Source organism: Leptospira vanthielii serovar Holland str. Waz Holland = ATCC 700522, assembly GCF_000332455.1.
Classification (GTDB): domain Bacteria; phylum Spirochaetota; class Leptospiria; order Leptospirales; family Leptospiraceae; genus Leptospira_A; species Leptospira_A vanthielii.
In genome coordinates this window covers 15305-27804 of the sequence record NZ_AOGY02000069.1, presented here as the reverse complement: position 1 = coordinate 27804, position 12500 = coordinate 15305, and the positions used below count along the sequence as shown (strand labels likewise).

Below are 12500 nucleotides of genomic sequence, written 5' to 3'. Positions count from 1 at the left end.
TTGGAAATTGAAAGAAATTTCGGAGACTGAATGCAGAAACGGCCCAACCCTAGAGGGAACCCAAACCAAGATAAATTCGCCCACATCAGAATTAACGAACAAATTACCAATGTAGCATCGATCCGACTCGTCTCTGACGAAGGGTCTGACATCGTTACTCTGGAAGAAGCTCTGAAGAGAGCTAAAGAAGCTAACCTTGATTTGGTGGAAGTCTCGGGTGACCAAGATGTTCACGTCTGTAAGTTGATCGATTTTGGAAAATACAAATTCGAACTTCTTAAAAAAACGAAAGAAGCGAAAAAGAAACAACACGTTGTCACGGTGAAAGAAATTAAAATCCGCCCGCGGATTGATAACCATGACTTCGAGATTAAGAAGCGTCATGCTTTAGAATTCTTGCAAAAGGGTGATAAGGTAAAAGTGACACTTCGATTCCGAGGCAGAGAGATGGTTCACTCTGAAATTGGAATGAATATTGTTAACCGGTTTGTCGAGGACCTAAAAGAGCATGCCTCTCCCGAAAAAATGCCGGTACACGACGGAAAGACGATAGTGGTCGTGATGAACCCAATTGGTGAAAAACCTAAAGGATAAAACAACTATGTATAAGCTGAAGACAAATAGGGCAGCAGCCAAACGTTTTAAGTTTACCAAATCTGGTAAAATTAAACGCGGTTGCGCGTTCCGAAGACATATCTTGGAGAAAAAATCTCCTAAGATGAAACACCAAAGCCGTGGAATGCACCTCATCCATGAAACTGATTATAACCGTGTAGAAAAACTTCTACCTTACGGAGGTTAAACGATGCCACGCGCAGTCAACGGAACCATCCATAAGAATCGTAGAAAGAAGATACTCGCGAAAGCTAAAGGTTTTAGGGGCGGACGTTCTAAACTTTTCAGAACAGCAAAATCTGCTGTGATGAAAGCGGGTCAATGGGCATACCGTGACCGTAGAAAGAAAAAGTCCGAATTCCGTAAACTTTGGATTACGAGAATCAACGCCGCAGTGAGAGAAAATGGAATGTCTTATTCTAAATTCATCCATGCACTCAAAACACACGGAATCAACTTAGATCGTAAAACTTTGGCTGACCTTGCTTACAACCACAAAGAAGTATTCAACGCCATCGTTGAAAAAACCAAAGTCGCTAAGTAAATTAGTGCTTGATTGGAATAGAATGGCTCGGCTATTCTATTCCATCGGATTGTTATCATGTTAAAAATCGAAACCATTGAAGAGCTAGAAAGTAAAGTTGTTAAGGCTTTGGAGTTAATCCAAGACCTGAGAACAGAAAATGCACGCCTGGAGACGGAAAACGAATCCCTCCGTGCGGAAAATGACCAAATGAAGCTCGCAATGGAGGAGAAAGAGCGCGAATTAAAAACACTTCGCACTCAGCTCCAAGAGACAACGGATGAGTTAAACCAACTCCGAGAAAGAGAAGGACTTTTGGAATCCAAGGTTCACCAACTTCTCGGTCGATTGGACGGTCTTCCCACTACAGGAAGTTCGACACCCAAAGCACAACCAAGTTCTGATTCTTCTCCGGTAGAACCTGCGGTTTCCGCTGCTGTGGTGCCTAGTTTGACAACAGACGAGGATGATGAAATCATCCTACTGGATGAAGATGAATCTGAATTCCAAACAGAAGATGTTTTGGAAAAACCTCCTGCATCCGCATCCTTTGAAAAAGAAGAACTCGTTGTGGAATCGGAAGAAGAGATTCCAACAGTTGATATCGACGAAGATGATGACATCATCATTGACGACGAAGACGAAGCAATCAGTGTTTTTGATGCTGATGACGACGATGATTTTTTGATTATCGAAGACGATCCTAAGTAATTTTTATGGCAGAGTCTGCCCCACAGCCACAGAAAATAACCAAACAAATCTTTGGTGAAACCTATACCATTGTCGGCGAAGCCTCCTCTGGATACATCTCTGAGGTGGCCGATTTTGTGGAACAACGCCTAATTGATTTGGCAAAGGCTCTCCCTACGGCATCCAAAACCAAATTGGCAGTTTTATGTGCCTTAAACTTGGCGGACGAACTGTTCCAGATGAAGGAAGTTTCTGCCAAGGCAAATGAAATTCCTGAACTGGAAGAGCGAACAAAGAAGATCATTTCTCTATTAGAAGAGGGGATCATTGGGGACAATTTCTGAATCCAATTTCAAAAAAAGACGCTAGAGAAATTCTAAAAAAAAATCTTCCAAACTTACCGGAAAGGGAAGACCATGAAGCGGCCATCCTAAGAAGGTTATTCCCACTTTTACAGGGGAAAACCAAAATCATCACTTATTCTCCCGACTTAATCTATGAAGTGGATGTACTTCCTATCATTGAATCCTGCCCTCTCCCAAGACCCACGAGTTTTATCGAAGCGAGGCATTCTGCAGAATGGTACTTCCCCCGGATGGAAGAGGGAAAAAAACTTCGTTTCCTTCGTCCCTATTCTTTTGAGAAGAACAGCCTTGGACTTTTTGAACCCATAGGAGATGAGGAGATCTCCGTAGACGAAGCCGAATTGATTCTTGTCCCTGCCCTTGGATTCAATCAAAAAGGATACAGGTTAGGACGAGGTGGTGGGTATTACGATCGCATTTTAAGTTCAGAATCTGTTCAAAAGAAAACAGTAGGCCTTAGTTTTTCTAAACTTTTTCCCGTCCCATTCCTTGCAGAAACTCACGATTTAAAAATAGGAAAAATGATTACGGAAATCCAAATTCATTCGTTTTTAGATTGAATCCACGAAGGATTCTGACACGATTCCAGGTAGCATAATATGGACCAAGAAACACTACTCACATCCCTGGCGGAAAAAACCAAAATGGAACAAGAGTCCGATCTGGGAGACTTGGAACAGTTCCTTACATTTACCATTGATAAAGAATTCTTTGGGATTCGATTGCTCTTGGTTCATGAAATTTTAAAACCAGTTTTAATTACTCGGATTCCCAACGTAGATGATTACATCTTAGGTGTGATCAACCTTCGTGGAGAGATCATTCCTATTGTGGATCTGAAAAAAAGATTTCACGGAACTGATTCTGAAATTTTTCCAATATCACGTATCATCGTCATTATGTTAGATGAAAAGCGAATTGGTGTTCTCGTTGATGAGGTCAAACAGGTGGTTAAAATCCAAAAAGATTTTATCAGTTACACAACCGATGACTTGTCGTTAAACTACAGTAAGATGGTTGAATCTGTATCTAGATACGAAGACCATTTAGTTTTGAATTTGGATTTGGAACAAATCGTTGATTTTGTTTCGTCCGCAAAGTAAAGAGAAAGGGATACGACATTGGCTGGAATTTTAGGCGAATACACAGAAGTTTTCCTGGAAGAATCCGAGGATCAAATTGAGGAATTAAATTCCAATTTGGTGAAACTCGAAAAAGATCATGAAAACCCGGAAATCATCAATGACATCTTTCGTGCGGCACACTCCTTAAAAAGTTCCTCTGCCTTCGTCGGACTCTATAACCTGTCCGATTTGTCACACACGATGGAAAACCTTCTCCAGAAAATTAGAGAAGGGAGTTTGGAAATCAACGTTAAGTTGGTAAATTTATTATTTGAATGTTTTGATTTGATTAAACAAGTGATCGAAGGTGTTGCTAATGGGGTAAAGGTGGAAACTCCCTTTACGGACATGATTAAAAAACTCCAGGACTATGAGGCTTCTTCTACTCAAACTGGCGTTAGTTCCGGTCCTTCCAAACGTAGTGAATCTAATAAAACTACAGATAACGCTAATTCTTCCATCACTCTCACGGAAGAAGAAATTTCTGAAATTCGCCAATCCTTAAAAGAGGATAGTGACCTAACTGCATTCTCTGTGAATTTGAAGTTGAAAGATGACACTCCGATGCAAAACTTAAGGCTTCTCCTTATTTTGCAATCGGTCAAACAATCGGGTGTAATCATCAAATGTAATCCTTCCGAAGATGCTTTAGACAACGGCCAAGGGAGTTTTGCTCTTTCCTTCGTGACTGTTACAAAACTCAATAGGCACGAGTTACATGTTCAGTGTAATATTGATATGGTAGACTCCCTTTCTGTAGAAGAAATCAAACTTCCAGAAACAGAAATGGAAGCCCTGGAAAAAAGGTCTGATTCAGCTTCTATAGAATCGGGAAATCATCCATCAGGTCAGTCTGAGTTAGAAGATAAACATGCCGCTAGAGGTTCCGCTAATTTTGATAAGGCGGTAACTGATTCCAAAGTGGTGATGAGAACCATTAAAGTTTCTTCTGATAAACTGGACCAACTAATGAATAACGTTGGGGAACTTGTGATTACAAACTCTGGATTCCAAAAAATCTATGATGATTTGGTAGCACAGTTTGGGGAAGATTCATTATTCAATGAACTCAAAGGAAAAATCGATCAAATCAATCGAATTTCCAAAGACTTACAAACTGGTATCATGAATATCCGCATGGTTCCAATTGGATCTGTATTCAACAGGTTCACAAGACTCATTCGTGACCTTTCCTTAGAAACCGGAAAACAAGTAAACTTAGTCTTACGTGGTGAAAACACAGAACTCGATAAAAAAGTAATCGATGCCATTGGTGAACCACTCATCCACCTGATTCGTAATTCGGTAGATCATGGAATTGAATCTCCTTCAGACAGAAGAGCTTCCGGCAAACCAGAAGAAGGAACGGTGGAACTCAACGCATACCAAGGCGGGTCCAATATCCTTGTGGAAATTCGGGATGATGGGAAAGGTTTAAACAAAGATAAAATTCTGAAAAAAGCCATCGAACGTGGGCTTGTGAATGAGTCCGATGCACAGAACCTTTCGGAATCAGATATATTCCAATTTATCTTTGCTCCTGGTTTTTCCACTGCGGATAAAATTTCCGATATTTCGGGACGTGGTGTGGGGATGAACGTTGTCAACAAACTCATTGAAGAGTTTAAGGGGAAAATCCTCATCCATTCCGAAGAAGGAAAAGGTTCTTCTTTTACCCTCTCTTTCCCGCAAGCACTTGCCATCATTCCATCTATCCTCGTGATTATGGAGGAAGAAGTGTATGCGTTTCCGTTGTCGGAAGTTTCTGAAACCATCAAAGTTAACTTGGACCAAATCACCACTCTTGAAGGTCATGAGATCATCAATTTACGGGGAGAGGTATTACCAATTTATCGTTTGAATCGTATCCTTGGACTTGCCGACAAACAAGAAATGGTGGAAGTTCCTGTAGTCATCGTAAATTACAAAACGAGAAAACTGGGATTTATGGTGGATGACCTGATTGGAAAACATGAAACTGTAATCAAATCTCTTGGCAAAAACTTTAAAGACATCCAAGGCCTAACAGGTGCTACAATTATGGGTGATGGAACCATCATCCTTGTGTTAGACATTCCTGGTCTTGTGGAGATTGCTGCCGATAAAGTGGATTGGACTGACCAGTTAGTTGCCGGTGAGATGATGAAACGGGCATCTACAATTCGTTCCCTTGAAATGTCGGATTCTGAGTTTATGTTCAAATCCAATCACCCTACAAATCGTTACAATGCGAAGTTGATTGAGTTACGTGCAAAAGACAAATCACGTGTCAAAAAAGATAAACATAAAATCGAAAAACATATCATTGTTCCGAAAGAAGAGGTGTATGCAGAAGAACCTGCCACCAACCTCAAAATCACAACTGAGGTGATCAAAACGGAAACCGTAGTGAATGGAGATTTCGATGGAAATTCACATGCTTCCACAGCAACTCTTGTAATTGATCACAAAACAGATGAAATCCATCGTTTGGCAGATGTTGCAAAAATTGACAATGTCAAATTGACGGAAAGAGAACAGGCCGCAGAAATTATCAAAGGTTTTGTGGAACAAAAAGAAGAACGATTGAATCAAGTTGCTGCTTTGAATTCGGAAGCTATTAACGAGATCATGTCTTCGAAAGATATCAAAAAACTTGAGAACATTGTTAATACAGGCATGATGAATGCCGGTGTCGTACTTTCTCAGTTAGTTGGTAAAGACGTAGAGTTATTTATCCCTGAAATCAAACTTACTGATCGTGAAGGACTGGCAAAAGAGTTTAGATACTCTATGGATCAGTTTTTTGGAATGAAAATTCGTATGACAGGAGATCTCAACGGAAATCTTCTTATGATGTTTTCTGAAGAGAACGGATCTGAAATTGCGAAAGAACTTTTGGGTTCCGAAGATGCAAAATATGCAGAAGGTAGTCTTCATAAACTATCAGAGGATATGGTTTCTGTATTATCGGAAATTTCCAATATTGTTTGTTCAAGTGTGATGAACTCTCTTTCCAATAAATTGAAAAAAGAGATTTTGCCTTCAGTTCCTGAAATGATTACAGGTAGTTTTATGGATGTGATCGACATTGTAAAACCGGAACGAACAAAGTTTTTATCCATGCACACAGAATTTAACCACCAAGGAAGTAACCTAATTGGTGTTTTGGTATTCCTACCTGATTTTGACGAACTGGTAGATTTAATTCATAAATCATGATTAAAAAACCAACCGTTGCCATCATAGACGACTCACTTCTTGTGAGGAATATATTGAGTGATGCCCTCACCAAAAAGGATGAGGTGCAGGTGATCGCTACCGGTAAAACCGGAATGGATTGTATTGATTTGGCTGGAAAACTAAAACCAGACTTTATCGTTTTGGACATTGAGATGCCCATCATGGATGGTCTCACTGCTCTTGCGGAAATCAAAAAATTAAAACTACCAAGTCATGTGATTATGCTTTCGGTGCTTACCCAACATGGTGCTGATGCCACATTCAAAGCATTGGAACTCGGTGCTGTAGATTTCATTCCGAAGCCATCCAGTGGAAATCAGTTCTCACCGGAAGATATTGCTGCGGTATTGTCCGCAAAAATCAAAGGATTTTCGGATTCTAGACTGCCTAGTATCGAAACTTTGGTTCGACCAGAGCGAATTGAACGCCAATTAAATAAAAGTTTTCAAAAACCAATCAAAGTAGAGGCTATCGGAATTGGAACCTCGACCGGGGGACCAAAAGCTTTGCAGACTGTTTTTGCCAGTCTTCCAGAAGACTTTGCAAAACCAATCTTTGTGGTACAACACATGCCGGCAGGATTTACGAAGGCATTTGCAGACAGATTGAATTCCTTGTCGAAAATACAAGTGAAAGAAGCGGAAGATGGTGATATTGTACAATCGGGAACCGCATACATTGCTCCCGGTGATTACCAAATGAAGGTAGTCATAAAGGGAAAAGATCATGTCATTGAACTCACCCACGCAGGGCAAGTTAATGGGCACAGACCATCGATAGAAGTATTGTTTGATAGTTTGGTTGATGCTTATGGTGGAGATCATCTTTTGTCCATGATCATGACAGGTATGGGAAAAGATGGGTCACACGCAATCAACAACATTCACGCCAAGGGAGGTATTACTCTGGCGCAGAATGAAGCAACATCGGTTGTGTACGGAATGAACCGTGTTGCAGTGGAGCTGGGAGGAATTGATTTTGTTCTTCCTGTGGATGAATTAGTACCAAAGATGATTGAATTATTAAAGTCGAGAGGGAATTAACATGGCAAGAATTTTGGTTGTAGATGATGCAAAATTCATGAGAACGCTCGTAAAAGATGCGTTAGTTGGAGCAGGTCACGAGATCGTAGGTGAAGCAGAGAATGGTAATATTGCGGTGGAACAATACAAAAACCTCAAACCGGATCTAGTCACTATGGACATTACCATGCGTGAAAAAGATGGAATTGAAGCGACAAAGGAAATTATAAAATTTGATGCTTCTGCCAAAATCATTATGGTAACGGCCCTTGGTCAAGAGGATCTACTTGCGAAGGCAATTAAGATGGGCGTAAAGGATTTTGTTGTAAAACCTTTCCCTCCAGAAAGATTGCAACAAGCAGCGGCAAAAGCACTGGGTTTATAAACCGTGTCCCAAACCCCGGAGTTTATCGTCCGGTGGCAGAACCAGGACGGAGGATTGACAGAAGGACCGTTAACGGTTCTGTGGTCTCTGATTGATAGTTATAAGGTTGATATTTTTGAAGTCTCCCTTTCGCATATCACATCCGATTTCATTCAATTTCTGAGAACGAGTCAGTCTTTGTCGATTGAACTTACATCTGAGTTTGCCGTGATGGCAGCTCATTTGGTTTATTTAAAATCCAAAGCCTTATTGCCCGATCCCGGTTTTGAGGAAGAGGATTATAATCCTCCTCTTCCGAAGGAACTAGTAGACAAATTATTAGAACACAAAAAGTTCCAAATGGCCGGGCAACGCCTGGCAGAACTGGACCGATTGACTGCGGGAATGTTCACTCGAGAAACCAACCAAGTTTTGGATGAAACGGAAGTTTGGTTGGATGTAAGCCTTGTGGATCTCATCTCTGCTTTTAATTCCATTTTAGAACAAGAAAGTTCGAATGAGGTAGAGGACCTTCTACCGATCTACGAGGGTGTGGCCCAATACTCCGTAGAGGACAAAATGGAGTATTTACGAAATCTTTTAGATAAAAACGGGGAAATCCATTTTATGGATTTGTTTGAAACAGAAAAACCGGAAAAAAAAGAAATCGTCGCTGCCTTCCTGGCAGTACTGGAAGTTGTTAAAATCCGAGTTTGCAAAGTTCTCCAACATGCAGTTTTCGGTGAAATCAAAATAGTCAAGGTTTAGATCAATTTGGAAGAAAGAACTTATACCAAGGGCCTTCTTGAGGCGCTTCTCTTTTTGTCTTCGGATCCGATCAAATTGTCTGCACTTGCAAAGTCCGCCGGGATAGAAAAAACAGAAACCCGAGAACTCCTAGACGAACTCATCCTCGATTACCAAGAAAAAGAAGGCGGTTTTTTACTCAGAGAAATTGCTGGTGGTTATCAATTCATCACAAATCAAAAATATAGCGAAGTTCTCTCACATATCTTTAAAGATAAAAAAAGAGAAACCCTCTCTCGGGGAACTTTGGATACTCTTGCTATCATTGCTTACAAACAACCCATCACACTGACAGAACTAGATGAAATTCGTGGGGTCTCTTCTCGGGCAATGGTTGCAAGCCTCATGTCCAAAAAATTGGTGAAGGCTGTGGGACAAAAAGAAGTCCCCGGTAGACCCACATTGTATGGAACCACCAACGAATTTTTGTTACACTTTGGCCTTAGTAAACTCACAGACCTTCCAACCCCTGTGGAAGTTAAGGAACTAAAGTTCGAAGAATTTTCTCCCGAATCCATCATTGTTACGGATGATACGGAAATGAATCCCGATTTTGATTTGAGCACACTACCAGAAGAATTACAAGAAGAGGCCTAAATGAGTAGTGCAGAAGAAGAATTAAAAAAACTCCGCGCTGGGATCGATTCACTTGATACCGAAATTATTGGTTTGATTCAAAAACGGGCTGGTTACGCACAAGAGATTGGGCGAGTCAAAAAAGAATCTGGTGGACCTATCTACCGACCCGATCGTGAAAAAGATGTGTATGAGAAAGTAACCAAGTTATCTGGCGGGCCACTTCCCGCATCGGTGATTCGTGCGATCTACCGGGAGATGATGTCTGGAACCATTGCCTTAGAACACCCGTTAAAGATTGGATTTCTGGGACCTGAAGGAAGTTTTTCTCATTCGGCCATGCGTTCCAAATTTGGAACCTCTATCGATGCTGCTCCACAAACATCCATCCCAGATGTATTTCGAATGGTAGAAGAGGGGAAGTTGGATTACGGAGTGGTTCCTGTAGAAAATTCTACAGAGGGCCAGGTAAGTTCTACTCTCGATATGTTTTTAGAAACAGACCTCATCGTATACTCTGAGTTATACCAAAAGATTTCCTTTTTTTTGCTCGGTTTTGAAACTGATCTTGCAGCCGTTAAAAAAATCTATGGAATTCGTATTGGGAACGAACAGTGTCGCAATTGGATTTCTGCAAACCTTCCCAATGCAGAAGTAGTGGAAACCTCATCCACAGCGATGGCGGCAAAATTAGTTTCCGAAAGAAAAGACGGACTTGCCATTGCCTCTAAAATTGCCGGTGAAATTTATAATCTAAATATCATAGCAGAAGGAATCGAAGACTATTCGGGAAACACCACTCGGTTTTTGGTGATAGGGAAAACAGAATCACCGAAAACAAAAGAAGATAAAACCTCCATTGTGTTTTCGATTCCAAACCAAACGGGGTCTCTGTTTGCGATTTTAAAAACTTTCAATGAGGTTGCGGTCAACTTAACCAAAATTGAATCCAGACCCTTAAAACGAAACTTATGGGAATACCATTTTTTTGTGGATTTTATTGGTCACAGAGAAGATCCAAAAATTGCAGAACTTCTAGAAAAAGTAAAATCACAATGTACCTTATTTAAACTTCTCGGTTCTTATCCAACAGCTGGATCCTTTCCTACATGAACCTTCACAGAGTTTTGATTTACGGCATGGGGCTTATGGGTGGCTCGCTTGCTCTTTCGTTACGCAAAAAATTTCCAGATGTTCTCATTACGGCCGTAGTTCGTTCCGAAAAAAGTAAAACCACGATTCTATCCAAAGACCTTGCAAATGAAGTTTATTTGTTATCGGAGTTTATGAAACCCGATTGGTCTAATTATGATTTGGTGGTCTTTAGCACCCCTGTGGAATCCATTCTGCAAATCATTCCTACTTTACCCAAATCGGGAAATACCATCTTTATGGATTTAGGATCCACCAAAGAAACCATTGTGTCGGCGGTAGAGAAATATTATGGGAAGGAAACACATCATTACATTTCGACCCATCCCATGTGTGGGTCCGAACAGGTGGGCCCAGAGGCAGCAATCCCTGATCTTTATGTAGATAAACTTTGTATTCTAACCAGTCCCAAATCAGCATCTAACACTAGTTTGGAGTGGGTGCGTGTATTTTGGGAAGCGATTGGCTCTTGGACGATGGAGATGGATTCAAAATCTCATGATGAAACTTTGGCGAATTTATCCCATCTTCCGCATGTGATCTCCACCATTCTTGTGAATGTGGCGGGTGCCAATACCACAACCATGAGAGAGGTGATGGGGATTTCAAAACCAATCACCGGTGGTGGGTTTCGGGATATGTCAAGAATTGCTGGATCCAATCCTGATATGTGGATTTCTATTTTCAAAGAAAATAAAGATTTTTTGTACCAGTCGATTGATGATTTCATTCATCAATTGACTGAGTTTCGTGATTTGTTGAAACCGGATCATCCCTTTGATGAAGAGAAAGTTCGAAAACTTTGGGAATTGGCTTTGTTAAACAAAGATCAGATTCGAAAGTCAAAATGAAGTTTTTAAAAAATATAAATAAGCTAAGCGGCTGTAAGGCGGCGATTCTTACAAACCAAAGTGCTTTTGGTTTTCATGGAAAGTATCACTTCCAAACCTATGCTGAAATTTTTGATCTAAAAACCATTTTTTTACCGGAACATGGACTTTTTGCGGAGTTACAAGACCAGGTCAGCGGGGATGAACTGCAGTATCTATTCGGTGGTATGCAGGTTGTAAACCTGTATGGAAAGGAAGAGAAAAGTCTAATTCCGCCTCGGGATACGTTGACCAATGTTGATGTAGTCATTATTGATATCAAAGACGTGGGTTCTCGTTATTATACTTTTTTAACTACCGCTTATTATATATTAGGTGAGCTTTCGCGGTTAAAAAAAGAAACGGGAAAGGCCCCATTATTTTTGGTGGTAGATTCTCCCAATCCCATCGGTAAAAAAGTAGAAGGCACACCCCTACAAAAAGAATTTGAGTCCTTTGTGGGAGTACCAACTGTCCTACATAGACATGGGCTCACTCCTGGGGGACTGTTATCCTATTATAATGAGACTTTTCAGTTGAAAGTGGATGTTGTGGTTGTACCTGTAGGCGTGATCCATCCAAAATCATTATCGCACTTGGAGTGGGTTCCTCCTTCCCCTAATATTCCTACACAAAATACTTGTTTGGTGTATCCAGGCATGTGTTTGTTAGAAGGCACAAACCTTTCCGAAGGACGTGGAACGACAAAACCCTTCGAAACCTTTGGTGCTCCTTATCTTCTAGGCAAACCAAAGGAAGAATTAGACAAACGAATGTTGACCCACCAACCGGGAACCTATCTTTTGCGGAACTTACGTTTTTTGCCCACCTTTCATAAATATGTTGGTTCGATTTGTGAAGGATACCAATTGATGGTTTTGAAACCAAAACAATTCCACTCCCTTTATTTTGTTTTATATTTTTTAAAACAACTGGCGGAATTGTTTCCAAGCGATTTTGAATATTTGAAAGGAGTGTATGAATTCCGTTCGGACAGGCCTGCCATCGAACTTCTTGCAGGAGATGTCACTCTTTTAGACTATTTGAACGGAAAACTTTCCGATTCTGACCTGGAAATCTATTTGAAGGAATCAGAAAAACGTTGGGCGAAGACCATAAAACCCTTTCGTTACTAATTTTTTTAACAAATTGGTGTTGCAGACCGACTAAT

Annotated in this window: 15 protein-coding genes; all 15 read left to right on the top strand. The window is 40.7% G+C overall.

The window, feature by feature from the left end:
• Nucleotides 1-30: 30 nt before the first annotated feature.
• Genes infC through LEP1GSC199_RS16500 form a run of 15 tightly spaced genes read left to right on the top strand, consistent with a single transcriptional unit; the run spans nucleotide 31 to nucleotide 12465 of the window.
• Entirely contained in the window at nucleotides 31-594 is a 564-nt protein-coding gene (infC, locus tag LEP1GSC199_RS16570) for a translation initiation factor IF-3 (protein ID WP_002975194.1), read from the top strand.
• A gap of 7 nt (nucleotides 595-601) precedes the next feature.
• Complete coding sequence (gene rpmI / locus LEP1GSC199_RS16565) at nucleotides 602-802, top strand: 50S ribosomal protein L35 (protein ID WP_002988170.1); 201 nt, start codon at nucleotides 602-604, stop codon at nucleotides 800-802.
• 3 nt (nucleotides 803-805) lie between these two features.
• Nucleotides 806-1159, top strand: coding sequence for a 50S ribosomal protein L20 (gene rplT / locus LEP1GSC199_RS16560; RefSeq protein ID WP_002988099.1), 354 nt, complete (start codon nucleotides 806-808; stop codon nucleotides 1157-1159).
• Between the two features lie 57 nt (nucleotides 1160-1216).
• Nucleotides 1217-1849 carry a hypothetical protein gene (locus tag LEP1GSC199_RS16555; RefSeq protein WP_002988124.1) on the top strand — a complete coding sequence of 211 codons (633 nt, stop codon included), beginning with the start codon at nucleotides 1217-1219 and terminating at the stop codon, nucleotides 1847-1849.
• 5 nt (nucleotides 1850-1854) lie between these two features.
• A complete protein-coding gene (locus tag LEP1GSC199_RS16550) occupies nucleotides 1855-2172 on the top strand; it encodes a cell division protein ZapA (protein ID WP_002988008.1) in 318 nt (105 codons plus the stop codon).
• On the top strand, nucleotides 2139-2753 hold the full coding sequence (locus tag LEP1GSC199_RS16545; protein ID WP_332307942.1) for a 5-formyltetrahydrofolate cyclo-ligase: 615 nt from the start codon (nucleotides 2139-2141) through the stop codon (nucleotides 2751-2753). Before LEP1GSC199_RS16550 ends, LEP1GSC199_RS16545 begins: the two co-directional genes overlap by 34 nt.
• 39 nt (nucleotides 2754-2792) lie before the next feature.
• Nucleotides 2793-3296, top strand: a complete 504-nt coding sequence (locus tag LEP1GSC199_RS16540; protein WP_002988262.1) for a chemotaxis protein CheW — start codon at nucleotides 2793-2795, stop codon at nucleotides 3294-3296.
• Nucleotides 3297-3314: 18 nt separating this feature from the next.
• On the top strand, nucleotides 3315-6518 hold the full coding sequence (locus LEP1GSC199_RS16535) for a chemotaxis protein CheW (RefSeq protein WP_002988049.1): 3204 nt from the start codon (nucleotides 3315-3317) through the stop codon (nucleotides 6516-6518).
• Nucleotides 6515-7582 carry a protein-glutamate methylesterase/protein-glutamine glutaminase gene (locus tag LEP1GSC199_RS16530; RefSeq protein WP_002988065.1) on the top strand — a complete coding sequence of 356 codons (1068 nt, stop codon included), beginning with the start codon at nucleotides 6515-6517 and terminating at the stop codon, nucleotides 7580-7582. The genes LEP1GSC199_RS16535 and LEP1GSC199_RS16530 overlap by 4 nt, the downstream gene beginning before the upstream one ends.
• Before the next feature lies 1 nt (nucleotide 7583).
• Entirely contained in the window at nucleotides 7584-7946 is a 363-nt protein-coding gene (locus tag LEP1GSC199_RS16525) for a response regulator (RefSeq protein WP_002975323.1), read from the top strand.
• A 3-nt stretch (nucleotides 7947-7949) separates the two neighbouring features.
• Nucleotides 7950-8693 carry a segregation and condensation protein A gene (locus LEP1GSC199_RS16520; RefSeq protein WP_039927179.1) on the top strand — a complete coding sequence of 248 codons (744 nt, stop codon included), beginning with the start codon at nucleotides 7950-7952 and terminating at the stop codon, nucleotides 8691-8693.
• A 6-nt stretch (nucleotides 8694-8699) separates the two neighbouring features.
• Nucleotides 8700-9329: an SMC-Scp complex subunit ScpB gene (gene scpB, locus LEP1GSC199_RS16515; protein WP_002988042.1), complete on the top strand. Its 630-nt coding sequence runs from the start codon at nucleotides 8700-8702 to the stop codon at nucleotides 9327-9329.
• On the top strand, nucleotides 9330-10421 hold the full coding sequence (pheA, locus tag LEP1GSC199_RS16510) for a prephenate dehydratase (RefSeq protein ID WP_002988218.1): 1092 nt from the start codon (nucleotides 9330-9332) through the stop codon (nucleotides 10419-10421).
• Complete coding sequence (locus LEP1GSC199_RS16505; RefSeq protein WP_002988106.1) at nucleotides 10418-11311, top strand: prephenate dehydrogenase; 894 nt, start codon at nucleotides 10418-10420, stop codon at nucleotides 11309-11311. The genes pheA and LEP1GSC199_RS16505 overlap by 4 nt, the downstream gene beginning before the upstream one ends.
• Nucleotides 11308-12465: a DUF1343 domain-containing protein gene (locus LEP1GSC199_RS16500; RefSeq protein WP_002988181.1), complete on the top strand. Its 1158-nt coding sequence runs from the start codon at nucleotides 11308-11310 to the stop codon at nucleotides 12463-12465. The genes LEP1GSC199_RS16505 and LEP1GSC199_RS16500 overlap by 4 nt, the downstream gene beginning before the upstream one ends.
• The last annotated feature ends 35 nt before the right edge of the window (nucleotides 12466-12500 follow it).